Genomic DNA, 20,274 nt, shown 5'->3' on the forward strand with positions numbered 1-20,274 from the left:
CGGCAGAGAGAGGGGCACTGCGGTCGCTCCAGGCTTGTCGCGCATCGGACATCCGGGTTAACGCCGGGCGGCCTCCCGACGACACGCGCGTGTTGACGCCAACCCCCGCGCGGAGGTGTCCCGCGCCCTGTCCGCAGCCTGGACCGCGGCGCGGGGCGGGTCTCCCTTCGCGTAGATTGCCTGGCGAGCGCGGGTTCGCGCGCGTCGAACGGGAGAGGCGGACGGGGCCGTGGCAGGGGCAAGGCAGGCCGTGGGCGAGGCCCGCAGGATCGTCGTCAAGGTCGGTTCGTCCTCGCTGACCACGGCCGAGGGCGGCTTGGACGCCGACCGGGTGGACGCCCTGGTGGACGTCCTCTCCAAGGTCCGCTCCGGCGGGGAGCGGGAGATCGTCCTCGTCTCCTCCGGCGCCATCGCCGCGGGGCTCGCCCCGCTGGGCCTGCGCCGCCGCCCCCGGGACCTGGCCCGCCAGCAGGCCGCGGCCAGCGTCGGCCAGGGCCTGCTGGTCGCCCGCTACACCGCCTCCTTCGCCCGCTACGGCGTCCGCGTCGGCCAGGTGCTGCTGACCAGCGACGACATGAGCCGCCGCGCGCACCACCGCAACGCCTCCCGCACCCTCGACAAGCTGCTGGCGATGGGCGCCTTCCCGATCGTCAACGAGAACGACACCGTCGCCACCGACGAGATCCGCTTCGGCGACAACGACCGGCTCGCCGCCCTCGTCGCCCACCTGGTCCGGGCCGACCTGCTGGTCCTGCTCTCCGACGTGGACGGCGTCTACGACGGCGACCCGAGCAGGCCCGGCACCTCGCGGATCGCCGAGGTGCACGCCCCCGCCGACCTCGCGGAGATCGAGATCGGCAGCGCCGGCAAGGCGGGGGTCGGCACCGGCGGCATGGTCACCAAGGTCGAGGCGGCCCGGATCGCCGCCGCGGCCGGCATCCCGGTGGTCCTGACCAGCGCGGTCCACGCCGCCGACGCCCTGGCCGGCGGCGACACCGGCACCTACTTCCACGCCACCGGCAGGCGCTTCGCCGACCGGCTGCTCTGGCTCCAGCACGCCTCCACCCCGCGCGGGGCGCTCGTCCTCGACGAAGGGGCGGTGCGCGCGGTCGTCGAGGGCCGCAAGTCGCTGCTCCCGGCCGGGATCGCCGGCGCCGAGGGCGAGTTCGCCGCGGGCGACCCCGTCGAGCTGCGGGACGGCACCGGGCGGGCGGTGGCGCGGGGCCTGGTCAACTTCGACGCCAAGGAGATCCCGCGGCTGATCGGCCGCTCCACCCGGGAACTGGCCCGCGAGCTGGGACCCGCGTACGAACGTGAGGTCGTACACAGGGACGATCTGGTGATCCTGCACCCGTAATAGGTCGAAACGTCCCCGAATCGGCGGTGGACGTTCCGCAAAACCGCCCCGCGATCCCGTGCGGCCTGCTCAACTTTTCTCAGGGACGGACCCGGCCGACCGCCGGGCCAGCCGTGTGTGCGAAGGAGGCCGTCGTGAGCGGAGTGCGCCCTGGGCCGGCGGCGTCCCGCGGTGGTACCGCCTCCCGCGGCGGCTCGGGTTCCCGCGCAGGCACGGGCGCCCGCCCCGGCGGCCCCCGCAACGGCGCCCGCGCACCCGGCGAGGAACGCGCCCTGTCCAGCGTCGCGGCCGGCGACCGGTTCCGGGGCGAGGACCCCGGAAACACCCCGCGCCTGTGGCACGTCACCCTCAGCGTCTCCGGCGCCCGCGCTCCCCTCACCGAGGTGCGGCGCGCCCTCGAACAGCTCGCGCACGACCATCCCTTCCTGCTGACCAGCAGATACGCCGACGACCACGCGGAGATCCGGTACTGGGAGGAGGCCCGCGACCTGCACGACGCCGCCGCGGTCGCCCTGCGCCTGTGGGGCGAGCACCGGCAGACCGCGGGGCTGCCGCCCTGGGAGATCGTCGGCCTGGAGGTCATCGACCGGGCCACCTACCACCAGCGCATCGCGGCGGGGTACGGCCCCGCGCCGGCGACGCCGGTCGGGGTGCACCCCTTTTAGCGGGTTCCGTTTTGGCGGGGTTCCGTACCGTCCGCTGCATGTCTCGGGGTGTGGGACAACCGGTGGACGGCCTGGCCCGGCCCACTACGCTGCCCCCATGACCACGCTCTCGCCGTACGACTCGATGTCCCCGGTCACCCGGGCCGCCTACCGGGCCAAGGCCGCCGCGGCCGACCTCGCGCCGTTGCCGCGGGCCGTCAAGGACGACGCGCTGCTCGCCGTCGCCGACGCGCTGGAGGTCCGGACGAGCGAGATCGTCGAGGCCAACGCGCAGGACGTCGCCAAGGCCCGCGCCGCCGGGACCAGCGAGGCCATCATCGACCGGCTCACCCTGACCCCGGAGCGGGTCCGCGCCATCGCCTCCGACGTGCGCGACGTCGCGGCGCTGCCCGACCCGGTCGGCGAGGTCGTGCGCGGCTCCACCCTTCCCAACGGCATCGACCTGCGCCAGGTCCGGGTGCCGCTCGGTGTGGTCGGCATCATCTACGAGGGCCGGCCCAACGTGACCGTCGACGCCGCCGCCCTGTGCCTGAAGTCCGGCAACGCGGTCCTCCTGCGCGGCTCCTCCTCGGCCTACCAGTCCAACACCGCCCTGGTCCGGGTGGTCCGCGACGCCGTGGGCGGGGCCGGGCTGCCCGCCGACGCGGTCCAGCTGGTGCCCGGCGAGAGCCGTGAGAGCGTGCGCGAGCTGATGCGGGCCCGCGGGCTCGTCGACGTGCTCATCCCGCGCGGCGGCGCCTCGCTGATCAACACCGTCGTCCAGGAGTCCACCGTCCCCGTCATCGAGACCGGCACCGGCAACTGCCACGTCTACGTCGACGCGCTGGCCGACGTCGACACGGCCGTCGAGATCCTGGTCAACTCCAAGGCCCAGCGGGTCGGCGTCTGCAACGCCGCCGAGACCCTCCTGGTCCACCAGGACATCGCCGCCGACTTCCTGCCCCGCGCCCTGGACGCCCTCGCGGAGGCCGGGGTCACCGTGCACGCCGACGAGCGCGTGATGGCGTACGCCCGGGACTCCAAGGCGACGGCCGTCGAGGCCACCCCGGAGGACTGGGAGACGGAGTACCTGTCGTACGACATCGCCGCGGCGGTCGTCGACTCCCTCGACAAGGCCGTCGAGCACATCCGGCTGTGGACCTCCGGCCACACCGAGGCCATCGTGACCACCTCGCAGCAGGCCGCCCGCCGTTTCACCCAGCTGGTCGACTCCACGACGGTCGCGGTGAACGCCTCCACCCGCTTCACCGACGGCGGCCAGTTCGGCTTCGGCGCCGAGATCGGCATCTCCACCCAGAAGCTGCACGCCAGGGGCCCGATGGGGCTGCCCGAGCTGACCAGCACCAAGTACATCGTCACCGGCGACGGGCACGTACGGCGCTGAACGATCGGGGCATCTCACCCAACGGACGAATTTCCCGGCCGTCTGCCCAAAACGACCCCCCAGGTCTACTCTGGATCCGTGCCGGAGGACGTGGGGGGTACGCCGTTTCCCGACGGCTGGGAGCCCGACGACGAACACGACCGCGGGGTGTCGGACGAAGAGTTCGCCTCCGTGGTCTTCGACGAGGCCTTCGTACGGGCGGCCGCGGTGCACGAGCCGACCGCCGTCGAGCGCCTCCTGGCCGCCGCGCAGGCCCGCGCCGAGGCCACCGAGGCGGAGGCGGCCCGCCGCGGCCGCACCAGAGCCGAGCGCTACGACGACGGGTACGGCGATTTCGGCCATGATCCCGACCTCGACGACCCGGACGACGACCGCGACCTCCTGGACCGCCCCTACGGCGCCCCTCCCGCGTCCGGCAAGCAGGTCCGCTGGCACCGGCCCGTCGCCTGGGTGCTCGCCCTCGTGATGGGCGTGGGCATGGTCGCACTGGCCTTCGCGGCCGTCTACCGGGGAGCGTCCTCGGGCAGCGGCACGCAGCAGGTGCCGCCACCCGCGTCGACCGGCCCCGAGCAGGGCGGCTCCGTGACCCCCTCGGCCTCCGCCGACTACTCGCAGCCCGCCGTCCCGGTGCTTCCGAGCAGCCCCTGACCTGCCGTCCCGCGGCCCCAAGCTGTCCCAACTTGACCTGCACCGGCGCGTTTACGCGACCTTCCGCCGACCTACCCTGAAGGTATGGCAGGGCTTGGCGATCCGCCCGGAGGGACGCCCGAGGGCGCCCCCGGCGGCGGAGAGGACGAATACCGATCCGTCGTCTTCGACGAGTCGTTCGTCCGCGCTGCCCGGCTCCAGGAGTTCTCCGCCCAGGAACGCATCACCGACCACGCCCCCGCCGTCCGCCGCCGCCCGCCGCTGCGCCGGGCCGGCCTCTCCCGGCAGGCGCTCGTCCTCGTCGTCCTGATCGCCGTGGCCTTCGGCACCGCCATCTACATGGGTGTACGGCACCCGTACCAGAACCCGTCCGCGCAGCGGGCCGCCGAACCGGTGCGGATGACGGTCGTCCCGCTCGCGCCCCGGGGCAGGGTGCCCGGCGCCGGCGACGCCGGCTTCCTCTACGAGCACAGTCCCGCCGCGCGGTTCCGCACCGCCGCCGAGGGCGTCCCGCTGCCGGGGGCCCGGCGCACGGCGCACTTCTCCGAGGACCAGGTGCTGAACGCGCTGACCACCGCCAAGAACTACATCGTCCGCTCGGCGCTGGACCCGGACGTGCTCGGCGGCCGGGAGGTGCGCTCGGTGCGGGTCCTGCTCGACCCCGACCAGCTCCACCAGTTCGACGAGAGCTTCGAGCGGCCCACCGCCGACGGACGGCACGCGCCCACCGGGTGGCTGGTGCGCTTCGACCCCGGCCGGGCCGAGCTGGCCGACCCCGAGATCCGGGTGAACGGCAGCCTGCGGGCCCTGGAGACCGACGCGTCCACGCTGGAGGTCACCGCCGACCACACCATGGTCTACGCGCTGCGGCCGGCCGGTGACCAGCGGGCCGGGACGTCGCTGTTCACCGTCCGGCGCGAGCTGACCTTCCGCTACGACCGGGAGGACCTGCGCCTGCACCAGACGCAGCTGGTCGCCTCCTACGTCCAGGCCGGGCCGCTCTCCTGCGCCGAGGACTCGGCGAACCACCTGCGGCCGCTGCTCGCCGGCCAGACGGCCGGGACCGGCGCCCCCGCCGGCACCGACCCGTACACCTCGGACAACGCCACCGCCCTGTGCGGGACCCTCGCGGCGAGCGCCCAGCCCAAGGTGTGAGGTCCCCGCGCCGGTCAGGCGCCGTCGCGCGGCGGGCGGTCGTCCGGGTCCCCGGGGCCGTCGCCACCTGCCGGGCCCGCGGAGGACCCGTTCGCGTCACCGGGCGGCCGCGGCTGGGAGGACGTGAAGCCGCCGAAGCCCCGCCGCATCCGGTCGCCGAGGTCACCGGCGCCGCCCGCGATGTCGTTGACCAGCTTCATCAGCGGGTCCTTGGAGCCCCGCACGTGCGTCGCGTAGTGGGACGCCGACTCACGGAAGGAGTCCCGGACCGAGGTGTCCTTGTCCTCGTCGCGCCGCGGGTAGTGGCCGTCCATGATCCGCTGGAAGTCCCGGGAGGCCGCCCACTTCTTCAGCTCGGCCGCCCGCACCGTGGTGAAGGGATGGGTGCGCGGCAGCACGTTGAGGATCTTCAGCACGGAGTCGCGGAGGTCGCCCCCGGCCTCGTACTCGTCGGCCTGCTCCAGGAACGCGTCCACGTTCATCTCGTGCAGGTGGTTGCCGCCCGCGATCTTCATCAGGCCGCGCATGGACGCCTGGATGTCCTGGCCCACCAGCAGCCCCGCGCGGTCGGCGGACAGCTCCGACTTGCGGAACCACTCGCGCAGCGCGGTCACGATCGCCATGATCGCCACGTTGCCCAGCGGGATCCAGGCGACCCGGACGGCCAGGGAGGTCAGGAAGAGCAGGATGGTCCGGTAGACCGAGTGCCCGGACAGCGCGTGCCCCACCTCGTGCCCGACCACCGCGCGCATCTCCTCCTCGTCGAGCAGCTCGACGAGGCCCGTGGTCACGACGATGATCGGCTCGTCCAGGCCGATGCACATCGCGTTCGGCACCGGGTCCTGGTTGACGTACATCGGCGGGACCTTCTCCAGGTCCAGGATGTAGCAGGCGTCGCGCAGCATGACGTTCAGATGGGCGAACTGCCGGTCCGAGACGCGCACCGAGTCGGACAGGAACAGCAGCCGCAGACTCCGCTCGGGCAGCAGGCCGCTCAGCGCCTTGAAGACCGTGTCGAAACCGCTCAGCTTGCGCAGCGCCACCAGCGCGCTGCGGTCGGCCGGATGCTCGTACGCACGCGAGGAGATCCCCGGGAAGCGCCTGCGCTGCCGGCTCGGCACGTGCTCGTGCCCGTTGTCCTGATGGCCGTCGGACATGTCTTCCCCCATGTGCGTGTGTGTGGCCTGTGCGGGTGTCCGGCCTCTGCGAACCCTTGTGCGGTCCTGTGCACCCCCGGAGCCGGGCCCAGCCTAGGCGGAGATACCGTGGACGGGCAGTACACCGAAGGAGTCCACGCCATGCAGCACATCCCCCACCCCGACTGGCTCGCCGGGGCCGCGACCGCCGCCGAGCAGCAGGGGCCGGGGAATCTGCTCCGGATCGTCCTGATCGTCATGGTCCTGGGGTGCGTGCTGACCGCGTGGTTCCTGCTGCGGGGGTACAAGCGGAAGGACGACTGAGCCGGTCCGAAGGTTCCCCGGGCCTCTTCCGCGCGGTCCCGTCGGCGGAGTCGGCGTGATCGCCCGTGAACGGCCCGCATACGATGAGCGGACGTCTTGTCCCGCCCACACCGGATAGGTCCTGCCGATGAGCCTTCCCCTCAGCGCCGCCCAGTTCGCCACCCTCGCCGCCGAGGGCGGCGAGGAGCACAGCGGCAACCACGAGAGCCTCAGCCCCTACGTCACCGGCATCGGCGCGTTCATCGCCCTGATGCTCCTGCTGTGGATCACCACCCGGTTCAACCGCGACCGCTGAGCACCCGGGGCCGTGGGGGCGGCCGGGGTGCCCGGGGTGGGCCGGTAGGGTCTGCACGCATGGGAGAGCAGGACACGCCTACCGGCCCGGCGTACACGCCGGGGCGCGGCACGCAGAACGCGGTGCCCGCCCGCGCCACCGGTCCGGGCAACGGCCCGTCGTCGCCGGGCAAGCGCCGTCTGGGCGTCATGGGCGGCACCTTCGACCCGATCCACCACGGGCACCTCGTGGCGGCCAGCGAGGTCGCCGCGCAGTTCCAGCTCGACGAGGTGGTGTTCGTCCCCACCGGACAGCCGTGGCAGAAGAGCCACCGCACGGTGTCCGCGGCCGAGGACCGCTACCTGATGACCGTCGTCGCGACCGTCGAGAACCCGCAGTTCTCCGTGAGCCGCATCGACATCGACCGCGGCGGCCCCACCTACACCGTGGACACCCTGCGCGACCTGCGCGCCCTCAACCCGGACGCGGACCTGTTCTTCATCACCGGCGCCGACGCCCTCGCCCAGATCCTCACCTGGCGCGACAGCGAGGAGCTGTTCTCCCTGGCGCACTTCATCGGCGTCACCCGGCCCGGCCACACCCTCACGGACGCCGGACTCCCCAAGGGCGGCGTCTCGCTCGTCGAGGTCCCGGCCCTCGCCATCTCCTCCACGGACTGCCGTGCGAGAGTCGCCAAGGGCGATCCCGTCTGGTACCTGGTGCCGGACGGCGTCGTGCGCTACATCGACAAACGCCAGCTGTACCGCGGCGAGTGAACCGAGAGGGGCACCGGTGAACGACGGATACGCCGCGGGATACGGCGGCGACGACCAGTACGAACTCGTCGGCTACGACGAGTACGGCCGGCCGGTCTACCGCCAGGCCCAGGCCGCTCCCGGCGGGCAGCAGCAGTACGACCCGTACCAGCAGCAGGGTCAGCAGTACGGGCAGCAGGGCTACGGCTACGGCCAGTACGCCCCCGCGGACGGCGGGCAGGCCGCCCAGCGGCCCTACGACCCGTACGACCCCTACGGCTCCGGTACCGGCTACGACACCGGACAGCAGCCCGCCACGCCCGGCCAGGGCTCCTACGGGTATCCGCCCGCCGCGCAGCAGCCGTACGACCCCTACGGCCAGGCCGCGACCAGCGGCCCGCAGCCCCGGGTCGCCGAGCAGACCGCGCACATCCCGCAGCAGGCGGGCCCGCGCGAGGAACCGCAGCCGGCCGCCCCCGCCGCCGACGACCGGGAATACCGGACCGAGCAGTTCGCCTTCGTCGAGGAGCCGGCCGACGACTCCGAGGACGTCATCGACTGGATGAAGTTCACGGAGAACCGCACCGAGCGCCGCGAGGAGGCCCGGCGGCGCGCACGCACGCGTGTCGTCGCCCTGGCCGTCGTTCTGGCCCTGGTCGCGGTCGGCGGCGTCGGCTACCTCTGGTACGCCGGAAAGCTCCCCGGCGTGGGATCCTCCGACGACAAGACCGGCTCTGCGGCGGCGGCGGGCGCCCAGAAGCGCGACGTGATCGCCGTCCACCTGCACGACACCAAGGGCGGCTCCACCTCCACCGCGCTGCTCGTCGACAACACCACCACCAAGAAGGGCACCGCCGTACTGGTGCCCAACGGCCTCGCCCTGACCGGCGACGACGGCAGCACCACCACGCTCGCCAAGTCCGTCGACGACGAGGGCCCCGACGCCACCCGCACGGCCCTGGACTCCTCCCTCGGCACCGACATCGAGGGCACCTGGCGCCTGGACACCCCCTACCTCCAGATCCTCGTCGACCTCGTCGGCAACATCGAGGTCGACACCAACGCCGACGTCGCCGACCCGGAGGCCAAGGACAAGGGCGCCACGCCGCTGGTGCGCAAGGGCCAGGGCCAGACCCTCAGCGGCAAGATGGCCGTCGCCTACGCCACCCACCGGGGCTCGGGCGAGCAGGCCGACGCCCAGCTGCAGCGGTTCGGGCAGGTCATGCAGGGGGTGCTGCGCAAGCTGTCGTCCGACCCGCAGGCCGCGACGACCACCATCCAGACCCTCGGGCTGATCCTCGACCCGCCGCTGACCGAGAAGGACCTCGGCTCCTTCCTCGCCGGGCTCTCCGACCTCGCCAAGGGCGGCGACTTCAGGACCGAGCTGCTGCCCGTCGAGGAGGGCGGCTCGCTCAGCGCCGAGGCGAGCGACAGCGTCGTCAAGGACATCCTCGGCGGCACCGCCAAGAGCCCCGACAAGGACGCGGCCGTCAGCGTCTCCGTCCGCAACGCCACCGGCGTCGAGGACCGCACCGGCAAGGCCCGCGTCGTCCTGCTCAACGGCGGCTTCACCTTCCTGTCCGGCGGCACCGCCTCCGGCACGGAGGCGAAGTCGGAGGTCGTCTACGCCGAGGCCGCCGACAAGGAGAACGCCGTCCAGGTCGCCAAGACCCTGGGCCTGCCCACCGACGCCGTCGCGCAGGGGAAGACCTCCGCGAACGCGCGGGTCTCGGTGGTGCTCGGCCAGGACTACGAACCGGCGTCGTAGCGGCCGCGGGCCCCTTCGCGAGGTGGCGGCGCGGTCGGCGCGTGGGCCGCCGTCGGCGGTCGTGAGACCCTTGAGGTCAACCGACCGCCGACCCGAAAGCCAGGCAGTGACCGCGACCGACCGCTCCATCGAACTCATCAGCACCGCCGCCCAGGCGGCGGCCGACAAGCTCGCGCACGACATCATCGCCTACGACGTCAGCGACGTGCTGTCGATCACGGACGCCTTCCTGCTGGCCTCCGCGCCCAACGACCGCCAGGTCAAGTCGATCGTCGACGAGATCGAGGAGCGGCTGAACAAGGAACTGGGCGCCAAGCCGGTGCGCCGCGAAGGCGACCGCGAGGCCCGCTGGGTCCTGCTCGACTACGTCGACATCGTCGTCCACGTCCAGCACAGCGAGGAGCGCGTCTTCTACGCCCTGGAGCGGCTGTGGAAGGACTGCCCCGAGCTGGAGCTGCCCGCCGACGCCAAGGAGACCCGCGGCAAGGCCGAGGAGCACGCCAGGCTCCAGGCAGCCGAGGAGGCGACGCAGGCAGACGGGGACTGGCGATGAGCGCCACCGGCGAGGTGGCGGCGGGCCGGCCGGGCCGCGGCCGGCGCGTCATCCTCTGGCGGCACGGCCAGACCGCGTGGAACGTGGAGCGCCGCTTCCAGGGCAGCACGGACGTCGAGCTGACCGAGACCGGCGTCGCCCAGGCCCGCCGCGCGGCCGAGCTGCTGATCCACCTGAGGCCCGACGCGATCGTCGCCTCCGACCTGGTGCGGGCCGCGGACACGGCCGCCGAGCTGTCCGCCCTCACCGGCCTCGAAGTGACCCTGGAGGAGGGCCTGCGGGAGACCTACGCGGGCGTCTGGCAGGGGCTGACCCACGACGAGATCATCGCCCGGCACGGCGAGGAGTACGCGGCGTGGAAGCGCGGCGAGCCCGTGCGCCGCGGCGGCGGCGAGCTGGAGACCGAGGTCGCCGACCGTGCCGCTCCCGTGGTCCTGCGGCACGCCGAGAAGCTCCCCGAGGACGGCACCCTCGTCGTGGTCAGCCACGGCGGCACCATCCGCACCACCATCGGCCGCCTGCTCGGCCTCGACCCGCGCAGCTGGGAGAGCCTCGGTGGCCTGACCAACTGCTGCTGGTCGGTCCTCGGCGAGGGCGCGCGCGGCTGGCGACTGCTGGAGCACAATGCCGGCACGCTGCCGGAACCGGTGCTCGGCGACGACGACTGAGCCGCCGGGCGGCGGGCCCGGTCCCCGGATTTCACTTTCCGGCAGGCCACAGGCTAAAGTTCTTCTTGTTCGCCCCGCCGAGCGGAGCGAACAGGAACACGCGGCCCAGCCGCGTGGCACCAGGGGCTATAGCTCAGTTGGTAGAGCGCCTGCATGGCATGCAGGAGGTCAGGAGTTCAATTCTCCTTAGCTCCACAGCCCACGGACGAATCCCGTCCCCCTCGGGGGGCGGGATTTTTCGCATCCGCCCGCTTGAGCAACTGGGCTCCCAGGGGCGTATACCCCTGTGGAACTCCGTGTCCCGACTGGTACTGAGGCGTCGCTGACCGTATTGGCCCGGTCGTGGCAGAATCAAACGGCCGGAAGGGGACCGCGACCCGACGGGAGGGAGTGGCGATGCCTGCGAGCATCCTCGAGGAGGTCGGCCACCTCCTCGGCGGAGCGGTGGCACGGAACACGGTCACTCGCCTCCACTGCCCTTCCTGCGGTTCCGGGCACGTGGCCCAAGTCCTGGGTGACAACGGCGGAATCTCGTACGTGTGCACGGCCTGCGGCCACAGCTGGAGCTGATCGATGGGTGCACACAGGCGGAAGTGCGACTGGTGCGGCAGCGGTACGCCGATCGTGCGCGACATGGAGCCGCTCAACCCCGACTACCAGTACTGGTGCGAGGAATGCGCGCGGGCGCTGATCATAAAAGGCGACCCGATCGAGACGTACCGCGAGCTGGAGGGCGAACCGATCTACGGCCGGCTCCTGGAGGAGCACTGCACCCTCAAGCGGTTCTACTCGTTCGTGACGGCCTAGGGCAAACCGGACGGAACGGAAACGATTTGGTGTTCGCCCCGGTGGACCGTGTAATGTTGGCGTCGCCGCCGGGGAGACCGGGCGGATGAAGGACAAGGGGCTATAGCTCAGTTGGTAGAGCGCCTGCATGGCATGCAGGAGGTCAGGAGTTCAATTCTCCTTAGCTCCACAGTTTCGGAAGAACCCCCCGGATCATGATCCGGGGGGTTCTTCGCGTGTTCACCGTCAGCGGCCGAGTGCCCGGCGCCCCCGGCCCTGGGAGAGGACCGGCAGGTTGGTGCGCGAGGCCGGAGCCGGTCCGCGCAGATCCTCCTCGATCCGCAGGGCCAGCGCGGGGCAGCGGCGCACCGCGCGCACGGCCTTGGCCTCCGCGAACCGCGGCACCTCGGCCTGCGCGACCGTCGGGAAGCCGTCGGCGCCCAGCTGGAAGACCTCCGGGAGGATGTCCGCGCACAGCCCGTGGCCCCGGCACAGCGTCCAGTCGACGTAGATCCTCTGGCGGCTGGGGCCGTTCGCCTCGTCACCGCCCGGGACGCCCGTGGGCGCCATACCCCCCTCGAAGAGCGGCAGGACGCCCTCCACGGGCCGTCCGCAGCCGTTGCCGAGGACGTGGGCGGCGAGGTCGTCGGTGAACGCGGCGACGGTCGACTCCAGGAACATCGCCGAGCCGTCCGGGTGCGAGCAGGCGCCGCGCCGCTTCACGTTCCGGGCGACCTGCTTGACGGCCTCCAGGGCGGCCGGGCCGCCACCGTTCAGGATGTCCTCCAGGCCGCGCGCGGCGGCGGGCAGACCGAGGTAGCAGGGGCCGCACTGGCCCGCGCTCTCCTGCGCCAGCCACTGGGCCACGCGCAGGGACTCGCCCAGCGGGCAGGTGTCCTGACCGATCGGCAGGATCGCGCCCGCGCCGAGCGAGCCGCCCACCTGCTGCAGGGAGTTGCGGGAGACGATCGCCTCGTCGACGCTCGCCGCGTCGAGCCACTTGCCGTGGTAGCCGCCGGTCAGCACGCCCTGCGGCACCGGCGGGGCGCCGGCCAGCTGGAGTACGTAGCGCAGCGGCACACCCGTCGGCACCTCGATCACCATCGGCCGGGCGACCGCGCCGGAGACGGTGAGCATCACGGTGCCGGGCTCGTCGTACAGCCCGGTGTTGCCGTAGCGCTCCGGTCCGATGCGGGCGGCGATCGCGAGCTGGGCGAAGGTCTCGGCGTTGGACAGCAGGGTCGGGGCGCCGCCGACGCCGCTCTTCGAGGCGCTCACCTTGCGGCCGGGCGGGATCGCCGGGCCGCCGTCGATGGAGCGGATCAGCGAGGCGGCGGCACCGGTCACCATGCGGACCGGGTTGCGCTGCACGCGGGCCCGCAGGGCGGAACGGCGGCCGTTGCTGAGGCCCCGTTCGGCGAGGGCGGCCTCCATGGAGCGCTGGGTGGACTCGCGGGTGACCCCGATCACGAGGGTGCGGGCGCCCATCGCCTCGGCGCACAGCAGCGCGCCGTCCAGGATCAGGTGCGGGGCACGGTTGATGAGCACCGTGTCCTTGCGGCAGGCCGGCTCGTCCTCACTGCCGTTGACGACCACGACCGGCCGGACGCCGCGCTTGATCGCCGCCTCGGCGACCGAGCGCAGCTTCTTGTGGAAGGGGAAGCCCGCGCCGCCGCGGCCCCTCAGGTTGATGCGTTCCGAGAGCTGCGCGAGCTGCTCCCCGCCCATCGGTTCGAGCGGACCGTGCACCTTGAGGTGCATCGGCAGATCCAGGCGCTCGACAAGGTCGAAGCCCGACGTGAGCTGGGGAAGACCGACGACGCGGACTTCTGGGACGTCGGGCAGGGCCTCGTTCACTTATGGCCTCCGGAAGGCGTGTTCCAAGGTTCGCCCGAACCCGGTGCGTCGAAGTCGTAGGCCGACGACGGCGCACCGGGGGTTGGTTCATTGGCGGGACCGCTGTTGTACGTGTCGTTCGGGTAGTACGTGTCGTAGACCGCGTTCGTCTCAGCGGTGTCGTACACGTCACTCGACCCGTAGCCGGAGGCGTCCGGATTGCCGTAGACGGGGATGGTGTGTCCCGTGTCGTTGAGCGGGTCGTAGGCCGACGGGGGTGCCTCGCCGACCGGTGGCGGCGACGGTATGGGCCAGCTGCCCGAGGTGGCGGCGGCGCTGTCCACGTAGGGCATCGTCTCGGTGGGGCGCATGTCGGGCGGCAGCGTGTGGGACCCGGTGCCGTCGCCAGCCAGCGGCGGCCGGCGGGCGCCGGAAGGGCCGGACACGGCGCGGTAGGCCGCCGCGAAGCCGCTCGCGCGCTCCGGCGGAGCCAGGCGCTCCGCGGTCTCGTACAGCGGTGCGGACCTGCCGCGCCGCCGCGTCGCCCCGGCCCGCTCGTAGCCGGGCAGCGCCGCGGGGTCCTTCCACTGGGCCCGCTCCTGCGGCCGCTCCTCGCGGACCGGCCGCTCCCCGGTGCCGAAGAGGGCCGCGATCCGGTCGGCGGCCCTGCGCTTGACCGGCCGGGGGGCCGCCCGCAGCGCCAGGGCGCCCATGACACCCAGTACGGACAGGCCGTACAGGATCGTGAAGACCGGCTTCGCCGCTCGACCCGCGTAGAGCCCGTGCAGCAGGGCCAGGCACCACGCCGGATAGGCCAGCATGTGCATGGCGCGCCAGCGGGAGGCCACGGGGGACGCGGACGCGAAGCGGGTGCGCAGGGCACCGGTGACGCTCACGAAGATCATGAGCATGCTGGCCAGGGTGCCGAAGCCGATCAGGACGGCACGGCCGCCGAACTCCTCGTCGTCCGTGGCGAGCAGCCCGAACGGGAGGACGGCGGCGACCCAGGTGGTGTGGTCCAGGGCCAGCTTGACACCGATGTGCACCAGGAGGAACACGACCGAGGCGACCGCGGTGATCCGGTGCACGGCCTGGGCCAGGATCCGCTGGCGGGTGTCGAGGACGATCCGGTCCTGGGCGAGGAGTCCCCAGATCACCGAGCAGCTGAGGAAGACCAGGGAGAGGACGCCGGCGCCGAAGTCGAGGAACTCGGCGAAGGTGTCGTCGACCGTGCTGTCGTTGGTCACCACGGCAGACCTCCCCACGTCACGGACGCACCGAGAGGCGTCGAGCTGGTGGCGCGAGGGTGGTGCGGAGGGCGGATCGGGGGAGGGTTCATGGGGGCAACTCCGGAGCGGTTCGGGAAAGCGGTCCCGCTGCCGCACTCTAAGTGGCGCCATACCCGTGGGTACGAGGTTTGAGTTATTGCGTTGTTATCAAACGACAGTGCGCTCGTAGTGTTGTCCCCTTACTGGTTGTTACGCGAAGTAACCTTTGACCTTGGTTCAGGTTTGCCGGTCGCGCGGCCGGCCGGAACGCGCGTCGCGGCCCGATCGGCGACTGCGGTACCCTGACGCCATGCGTGCCGTACGCCTTCTGCTTAGCGAGCCGCGCTGATCAGTCCCGACCCCGGTCGTAGTCCGGTGGCCGGAATCGGCGCGGCGTCCCCTCCTGTGCGAGGGGATTTTTCATTTCCCGGCATTCGCAGCCGCTGGTTGCCGCTGGTCTTGAAGGTCGCAGCCGCTGGCAGAGACGATCGATGGAGCTTTGAGGATCATGAGCGAGACGAACCCCGCGGCGACCGCCCCTGTGTCGGCGGACGCCGCGCCGCACCGCTACACGGCCGCCATGGCCGCCGAGATCGAGGCACGCTGGCAGGACTTCTGGGACGCCGAGGAGACGTACGCGGCGCCGAACCCCAAGGGTGACCTGGCGGGCGACCCCGAGGTCGTCGCCCGGCCCAAGAAGTTCATCATGGACATGTTCCCGTACCCCTCCGGCGCGGGCCTGCACGTCGGCCACCCCCTGGGGTACATCGCCACCGACGTCTTCGCCCGCTTCCAGCGGATGACCGGCCACAACGTCCTGCACACCCTGGGCTTCGACGCCTTCGGACTGCCCGCCGAGCAGTACGCGGTGCAGACCGGCACGCACCCGCGCGTGTCCACCGAGGCCAACATGAAGAACATGGTGAGCCAGCTGCGCCGGCTGGGCCTGGGCCACGACAAGCGCCGGTCGTTCGCCACGATCGACCCCGACTACTACAAGTGGACCCAGTGGATCTTCCTGCGGATCTTCAACTCCTGGTACGACGAGGAGTCGGGGAAGGCCCGCCCGATCGACGAGCTGGTCGCCCAGTTCGCGTCCGGTGAGCGGGCGATCCCGGGCCACCCCGGAAGCGCCTGGAGCACGCTGAGCGAGGCCGAGCGCGCCGACGTCCTGGGCGAGTTCCGCCTGGCCTACGCCTCCGACGCGCCCGTCAACTGGTGCCCCGGGCTGGGCACCGTGCTGGCCAACGAGGAGGTCACCGCCGACGGCCGCTCCGAGCGCGGCAACTTCCCCGTCTTCAAGTCGAAGCTGCGCCAGTGGAACATGCGCATCACCGCCTACGCGGACCGGCTGCTGAACGACCTGGACGAGCTGGACTGGCCCGAGGCCATCAAGCTGCAGCAGCGCAACTGGATCGGCCGCTCCGAGGGCGCCCGCGTCGACTTCCCCGTCGACGGAGAGCGCATCACCGTCTTCACCACCCGCCAGGACACCCTGTTCGGCGCCACCTACATGGTGCTGGCGCCCGAGCACCCACTGGTCGAGAAGTTCACCCCGGCCGCCTGGCCCGAGGGCACCCACGAGGTGTGGACCGGCGGCCACGCGACCCCGACCGAGGCGGTGGCCGCGTACCGCGCGCAGGCCGCCGCCAAGTCCGACGTCGAGCGGCAGGCCGAGGCCAAGGACAAGACCGGCGTCTTCATCGGCGCCTACGCCACCAACCCGGTCAACGGCGAGCAGGTCCCGGTCTTCATCGCCGACTACGTGCTGATGGGCTACGGCACCGGCGCGATCATGGCCGTCCCGGCCGGTGACCAGCGCGACTTCGAGTTCGCGCGCGCCTTCGAGCTGCCGATCCGCTGCGTGGTCGAGCCGACGGACGGCCGCGGCACCGACCCGGCGACGTGGGAGGACGCCTTCGGCTCCTACGACGCGAAGATCATGAACTCGTCCAACGGCGAGATCAGCCTGGACGGCCTGGGCGTCGCCGACGCCAAGGAGCGCATCACCGAGTGGCTGGAGCGCACCGGCACCGGCGAGGGCACCGTCAACTTCCGCCTGCGCGACTGGCTGTTCAGCCGCCAGCGCTACTGGGGCGAGCCCTTCCCGATCGTCTACGACGAGGACGGCATCGCGCACTCGCTGCCCGAGTCGATGCTGCCCCTGGAGTTGCCCGAGGTCGAGGACTACTCGCCGCGCACCTTCGACCCGGACGACGCCGACACCCGCCCCGAGACGCCGCTGTCGCGCAACGAGGACTGGGTGAACGTCACCCTGGACCTGGGCGACGGGCGAGGCCCCCGCCGGTTCCGCCGCGAGACCAACACCATGCCCAACTGGGCCGGCTCCTGCTGGTACGAGCTGCGCTACCTGGACCCGCACAACAGCGAGCGGCTGGTCGACCCGGAGATCGAGCAGTACTGGATGGGCCCCCGCGAGGGCCTGCCGCACGGCGGCGTCGACCTGTACGTCGGCGGCGCCGAGCACGCCGTGCTGCACCTGCTGTACGCGCGCTTCTGGTCCAAGGTGCTGTTCGACCTGGGGTACGTGTCCTCGGCCGAGCCGTTCCACAAGCTGTTCAACCAGGGCATGATCCAGGCCTACGTCTACCGCGACAGCCGCGGCATCGCGGTGCCGGCCGTCGAGGTGGAGGAGCGCGACGGCGCCTACTACCACCAGGGCGAGAAGGTCTCCCGGCTGCTGGGCAAGATGGGCAAGTCCCTGAAGAACGCGGTCACCCCCGACGAGATCTGCGCCGAGTACGGCGCCGACACCCTGCGCCTGTACGAGATGGCGATGGGCCCGCTGGACGTCTCCCGGCCCTGGGACACCCGCGCGGTGGTGGGCCAGTTCCGGCTGCTGCAGCGGCTGTGGCGCAACGTCGTCGACGAGGACACCGGCGAGGTGACCGTCACGGACGTCGCGGAGGCCGACGTCGACACCGACACGCTGCGCGCCCTGCACAAGGCCATCGACGGCGTCCGGCAGGACCTGGAGGGCATGCGGTTCAACACCGCCATCGCCAAGGTCACGGAGCTGAACAACCACCTGACCAAGGTGGGCGGCCCGGTCCCGCGTCCGGTCGCCGAGCGTCTGGTGCTGCTGGTCGCTCCGCTGGCCCCGCACGTCGCCGAGGAGCTGTGGCGCAAGCTGGGCCACACGGACTCCGTGGTGCACCACGACTTCCCGGTGGCCGACCCGGCCTACGTCGTCGACGAGACCGTGACCTGCGTCGTGCAGATCAAGGGCAAGGTCAAGGCGCGGCTGGAGGTCGACCCGGCCATCTCCGAGGGTGACCTGGAGAAGGCGGCACTGGCCGACGAGAAGGTCGTGGCCGCGCTGGCCGGGGCCGGGATCCGGAAGGTGATCGTGCGGGCGCCGAAGCTGGTGAACATCGTCCCCGCGTGAGGTCGTGAGACTGAGGCCCACAGGCCCGCTCGGGCGGGCCGAGCGCTGGATTTCGCCGGTCTCGGGGTGACCCCTTACGGGGAGCTCCGGGGCCGGGTACGGGCAGGTTCGGGGTTCCGCCGGAACCCTGGGCCTGCCCGTTGCGTTTACCGTGGAAGAGCGGCGCGAAGAGTGCCGCGGACGCCGGCGCGTGCGGGCCGGACGCTCGGAGGAGGAGCTTCGTGGAAGCAGTGATCACCGTCTTCGCCCTGCTCTTCGTGCTCGCCGTGGTGCTGGGCGTCTACGCCACGGTGAAGGCGGTCGGCGCGGCCAAGCGCAGCGTGGACCGCGGTATCACCCAGGCCCGGCGCACGGTCGAGGACCACACCCTGCGCGCGAAGTCCTTCGTCCAGCCCGGCCCCGTCGGGGAGCTGGCGCAGCTGCGGCTGAGCCTGCGCACGTCCATGCGGGCCACGCAGGACGCGTTGCACGCACGCGTGGCGGAGGACGCGTCCCTCAAGGAGTCGCTTGCCCTCTTCGAGCGGCTCAGCGCCCACGGTTTCGAACTCGACGGCGAGCTGCGGCGGCTGGAGTCCGAGCCGGACCGCGTAACGCTCGCCGAGCTGCTGCCCTCGCTGCGCGAGCGCACCGAGCGCATCACGCGGTCGGCCGAGTCCCTGCGGTGGGCGGCCCGTGACCGGGCCCGCCGCTTCGCGGACGACGACCTCGACTCGCTGAGCGCGCAGATCGACGTCGAGGCCGGTGCCCTGCGGCACTGGACGGAGACGGAGCCCGCGGCCGCGCCGCCGCCCTGGCCCGAGGCCCCGGCCGCCGACGCGCCCGCCGCCCGGCAGAGTTGGCCGGAGCCCCCGGTCCAGGAGCCGGCGGAGGAGACGGCGCGCCCCGCCCTCGACCCGCCCGGACCCCACCCCGTGTACCCCTGGCAGAAGAAGGCCCGCCCGGAGAGCACGACCTGACGACACCCGTGTGAACACCCGGTCGTCGGGGCCGGGCTGCCGGACGGACAGTACGCCAGGTAATCTCCAGCTCATGTCCCGCCATGTCGCGATCGTCACCGATTCAACGGCCTACCTCCCGGCCCGGACGATGGAGCGGCACGGCATCACCGCGGTACCCCTGACCGTCGTCCTGGGCGACCGGGCGCTGGAGGAGGGCACCGAGATCTCGACCCGCTCCCTGGCCCAGGCCCTGCAGAAACGGCGCCCGGTCACCACCTCCCGCCCCAGCCCCGCCCTGTTCGCCGAGACCTACCGGAAGATCGCCGAGTCCGGCGTCGACGGCATCGTCTCGCTGCACCTCTCCGCCGAGCTGTCCGGCACGCACGACGCGGCCGTCGTCGCGGCCCGTGAGGCGCCGGTCCCGGTGCGCGTCGTGGACACGGGGATGATCGCGATGGCCCTCGGATTCTGCGCGCTGGCCGCCGCGGACGCGGTGGAGGCGGGGGGCACGGTGGACGAGGCCGTCACGGCCGCCGAGAAACGGGCCGCGGGCACCTCCGCCTACTTCTACGTCGACACCCTCGACTATCTGCGCCGCGGGGGCCGGATCGGGGCGGCCCAGGCGCTGTTCGGCTCCGCGCTGGCCGTGAAACCGCTGCTGCAGCTGGACGGTGGCCGCATCGAGCCCCTGGAGAAGGTCCGGACGGCGTCCAAGGCCATCGCCCGGCTGGAGGAGATCGCCGCCGACCGGGCGGGCGGCGCACCCGTCGACATCGCCGTCCACCATCTCGCCGCCCCGGACCGGGCGTCGGCCCTGGCGGACCGTCTGCGGGAGCGGGTGCCCGGGCTGGCCGACCTGCATGTGAGCGAGGTCGGGGCGGTGATCGGGGCGCATACGGGGCCCGGGTTGCTGGGGGTTGTCGTCTCGTCGCGGTGAGGGGGCGTCGCGCGGACGCGCGATCGCGCCGTGGCACGTCGCCCGTTCGGGGGGCGGAGTTTTCCACAACCCGTGGGTAGTCCACGGGAATTGAGCATGATCGTCGCGGGTGGGGTGAGGTGTCGGATCCTCGGCGCATGGCACTTCGATCACGCTCACGCTCACAGTCCGGCCCTCGCCCACAGTCCCCCGCACGCTCACAGTCCCGCTCCAGCGCCCAGTCCTCCGCACGCTCACAGTCACGCACGGTGACCGGATCCAGCGGTCCGGGTCGCGCACCGGCCTCCGACGGCCGGCTCCGCCACCGCCACCCGCCCCGCTCCCACGCCCGGCACGGACGCCGGACCGCGGCCGCGGAGGAACTGCGGCGGCGGTCCGGCGTCCGTGCCGGGCGTGGGAGCGGGGCGGGTGGC

At 72.4% G+C, this 20,274-nt stretch carries 19 protein-coding genes and 2 tRNA genes; 18 read left to right on the forward strand and 3 right to left on the reverse strand.

Going from position 1 to position 20,274, the window contains the following annotated elements; translation table 11 throughout:
- The first annotated feature begins 250 nt into the window (after positions 1 to 250).
- From proB to DMH12_RS26755, 5 genes are all read left to right on the forward strand, one after another.
- Positions 251 to 1,357, forward strand: coding sequence for a glutamate 5-kinase (gene proB, locus DMH12_RS26735; protein ID WP_185832561.1), 1,107 nt, complete (start codon positions 251 to 253; stop codon positions 1,355 to 1,357).
- A gap of 143 nt (positions 1,358 to 1,500) precedes the next feature.
- A complete protein-coding gene (locus DMH12_RS26740; RefSeq protein ID WP_399188886.1) occupies positions 1,501 to 2,022 on the forward strand; it encodes a hypothetical protein in 522 nt (173 codons plus the stop codon).
- Positions 2,023 to 2,119: 97 nt separating this feature from the next.
- A complete protein-coding gene (locus DMH12_RS26745; protein ID WP_125494015.1) occupies positions 2,120 to 3,406 on the forward strand; it encodes a glutamate-5-semialdehyde dehydrogenase in 1,287 nt (428 codons plus the stop codon).
- Between the two features lie 78 nt (positions 3,407 to 3,484).
- Positions 3,485 to 4,054, forward strand: coding sequence for a hypothetical protein (locus DMH12_RS26750; RefSeq protein WP_185832558.1), 570 nt, complete (start codon positions 3,485 to 3,487; stop codon positions 4,052 to 4,054).
- An 84-nt stretch (positions 4,055 to 4,138) separates the two neighbouring features.
- Positions 4,139 to 5,209 (forward strand): hypothetical protein, encoded by a 1,071-nt coding sequence (locus DMH12_RS26755; RefSeq protein WP_125494017.1) that lies wholly within the window; start codon positions 4,139 to 4,141, stop codon positions 5,207 to 5,209.
- Positions 5,210 to 5,223: 14 nt separating this feature from the next.
- On the opposite strand, the gene DMH12_RS26760 is transcribed toward DMH12_RS26755, so the two are convergent.
- Complete coding sequence (locus DMH12_RS26760) at positions 5,224 to 6,366, reverse strand: M48 family metallopeptidase (RefSeq protein ID WP_125494018.1); 1,143 nt, start codon at positions 6,364 to 6,366, stop codon at positions 5,224 to 5,226.
- A gap of 141 nt (positions 6,367 to 6,507) precedes the next feature.
- Here DMH12_RS26760 and DMH12_RS26765 point away from each other — a divergent pair, with 141 nt between their 5' ends.
- From DMH12_RS26765 to DMH12_RS26810, 10 genes are all read left to right on the forward strand, one after another.
- On the forward strand, positions 6,508 to 6,669 hold the full coding sequence (locus DMH12_RS26765; protein WP_185832559.1) for a hypothetical protein: 162 nt from the start codon (positions 6,508 to 6,510) through the stop codon (positions 6,667 to 6,669).
- Positions 6,670 to 6,796: 127 nt separating this feature from the next.
- Complete coding sequence (locus tag DMH12_RS26770; RefSeq protein WP_125494020.1) at positions 6,797 to 6,964, forward strand: hypothetical protein; 168 nt, start codon at positions 6,797 to 6,799, stop codon at positions 6,962 to 6,964.
- A 59-nt stretch (positions 6,965 to 7,023) separates the two neighbouring features.
- Positions 7,024 to 7,719: a nicotinate-nucleotide adenylyltransferase gene (gene nadD / locus DMH12_RS26775; protein ID WP_122620144.1), complete on the forward strand. Its 696-nt coding sequence runs from the start codon at positions 7,024 to 7,026 to the stop codon at positions 7,717 to 7,719.
- A gap of 16 nt (positions 7,720 to 7,735) precedes the next feature.
- Complete coding sequence (locus DMH12_RS26780) at positions 7,736 to 9,466, forward strand: LytR C-terminal domain-containing protein (RefSeq protein WP_125494021.1); 1,731 nt, start codon at positions 7,736 to 7,738, stop codon at positions 9,464 to 9,466.
- Between the two features lie 106 nt (positions 9,467 to 9,572).
- Positions 9,573 to 10,019, forward strand: a complete 447-nt coding sequence (rsfS, locus tag DMH12_RS26785) for a ribosome silencing factor (RefSeq protein ID WP_125494022.1) — start codon at positions 9,573 to 9,575, stop codon at positions 10,017 to 10,019.
- Positions 10,016 to 10,687 carry a histidine phosphatase family protein gene (locus tag DMH12_RS26790; RefSeq protein WP_125494023.1) on the forward strand — a complete coding sequence of 224 codons (672 nt, stop codon included), beginning with the start codon at positions 10,016 to 10,018 and terminating at the stop codon, positions 10,685 to 10,687. Before rsfS ends, DMH12_RS26790 begins: the two co-directional genes overlap by 4 nt.
- 122 nt (positions 10,688 to 10,809) lie before the next feature.
- Positions 10,810 to 10,882, forward strand: a tRNA-Ala gene (locus DMH12_RS26795).
- A gap of 201 nt (positions 10,883 to 11,083) precedes the next feature.
- Positions 11,084 to 11,257 (forward strand): hypothetical protein, encoded by a 174-nt coding sequence (locus tag DMH12_RS26800; RefSeq protein WP_125494024.1) that lies wholly within the window; start codon positions 11,084 to 11,086, stop codon positions 11,255 to 11,257.
- Between the two features lie 3 nt (positions 11,258 to 11,260).
- Positions 11,261 to 11,494, forward strand: coding sequence for a hypothetical protein (locus DMH12_RS26805; protein WP_019523121.1), 234 nt, complete (start codon positions 11,261 to 11,263; stop codon positions 11,492 to 11,494).
- Between the two features lie 96 nt (positions 11,495 to 11,590).
- Positions 11,591 to 11,663: transfer RNA gene (locus DMH12_RS26810), tRNA-Ala, on the forward strand.
- Positions 11,664 to 11,719: 56 nt separating this feature from the next.
- Here DMH12_RS26810 and DMH12_RS26815 read toward each other — a convergent pair.
- Both DMH12_RS26815 and DMH12_RS26820 read right to left on the reverse strand, forming a co-directional pair.
- Positions 11,720 to 13,330: an NADH-quinone oxidoreductase subunit NuoF family protein gene (locus DMH12_RS26815; RefSeq protein ID WP_185832560.1), complete on the reverse strand. Its 1,611-nt coding sequence runs from the start codon at positions 13,328 to 13,330 to the stop codon at positions 11,720 to 11,722.
- Positions 13,327 to 14,559 (reverse strand): cytochrome b/b6 domain-containing protein, encoded by a 1,233-nt coding sequence (locus DMH12_RS26820; RefSeq protein WP_125494025.1) that lies wholly within the window; start codon positions 14,557 to 14,559, stop codon positions 13,327 to 13,329. Before DMH12_RS26820 ends, DMH12_RS26815 begins: the two co-directional genes overlap by 4 nt.
- A gap of 526 nt (positions 14,560 to 15,085) precedes the next feature.
- Here DMH12_RS26820 and leuS point away from each other — a divergent pair.
- The 3 genes from leuS to DMH12_RS26835 all read left to right on the forward strand — a co-directional run bounded on the left by leuS (position 15,086) and on the right by DMH12_RS26835 (position 19,861).
- Complete coding sequence (leuS, locus tag DMH12_RS26825; RefSeq protein ID WP_125494026.1) at positions 15,086 to 17,986, forward strand: leucine--tRNA ligase; 2,901 nt, start codon at positions 15,086 to 15,088, stop codon at positions 17,984 to 17,986.
- Positions 17,987 to 18,207: 221 nt separating this feature from the next.
- The gene (locus DMH12_RS26830) at positions 18,208 to 18,942 is read left to right on the forward strand and encodes a hypothetical protein (protein WP_125494027.1); all 735 of its coding nucleotides are present in this window, start codon (positions 18,208 to 18,210) and stop codon (positions 18,940 to 18,942) included.
- 73 nt (positions 18,943 to 19,015) lie between these two features.
- The gene (locus DMH12_RS26835) at positions 19,016 to 19,861 is read left to right on the forward strand and encodes a DegV family protein (protein WP_125494028.1); all 846 of its coding nucleotides are present in this window, start codon (positions 19,016 to 19,018) and stop codon (positions 19,859 to 19,861) included.
- Positions 19,862 to 20,274: the final 413 nt, after the last annotated feature.

It is taken from the genome of Streptomyces sp. WAC 04229, assembly GCF_003947455.1.
GTDB lineage: Bacteria > Actinomycetota > Actinomycetes > Streptomycetales > Streptomycetaceae > Streptomyces.

Coding starts and splice junctions, on each gene's coding strand:
- DMH12_RS26745 (WP_125494015.1), top strand. CDS start 2,120: ATGACCACGCTCTCGCCGTACGACTCGATGTCCCCGGTCACCCGGGCC.
- DMH12_RS26755 (WP_125494017.1), top strand. CDS start 4,139: ATGGCAGGGCTTGGCGATCCGCCCGGAGGGACGCCCGAGGGCGCCCCC.
- DMH12_RS26760 (WP_125494018.1), bottom strand. CDS start 6,366: ATGTCCGACGGCCATCAGGACAACGGGCACGAGCACGTGCCGAGCCGG.
- DMH12_RS26765 (WP_185832559.1), top strand. CDS start 6,508: ATGCAGCACATCCCCCACCCCGACTGGCTCGCCGGGGCCGCGACCGCC.
- DMH12_RS26770 (WP_125494020.1), top strand. CDS start 6,797: ATGAGCCTTCCCCTCAGCGCCGCCCAGTTCGCCACCCTCGCCGCCGAG.
- nadD (WP_122620144.1), top strand. CDS start 7,024: ATGGGAGAGCAGGACACGCCTACCGGCCCGGCGTACACGCCGGGGCGC.
- DMH12_RS26790 (WP_125494023.1), top strand. CDS start 10,016: ATGAGCGCCACCGGCGAGGTGGCGGCGGGCCGGCCGGGCCGCGGCCGG.
- DMH12_RS26800 (WP_125494024.1), top strand. CDS start 11,084: ATGCCTGCGAGCATCCTCGAGGAGGTCGGCCACCTCCTCGGCGGAGCG.
- DMH12_RS26805 (WP_019523121.1), top strand. CDS start 11,261: ATGGGTGCACACAGGCGGAAGTGCGACTGGTGCGGCAGCGGTACGCCG.
- leuS (WP_125494026.1), top strand. CDS start 15,086: ATGAGCGAGACGAACCCCGCGGCGACCGCCCCTGTGTCGGCGGACGCC.
- DMH12_RS26835 (WP_125494028.1), top strand. CDS start 19,016: ATGTCCCGCCATGTCGCGATCGTCACCGATTCAACGGCCTACCTCCCG.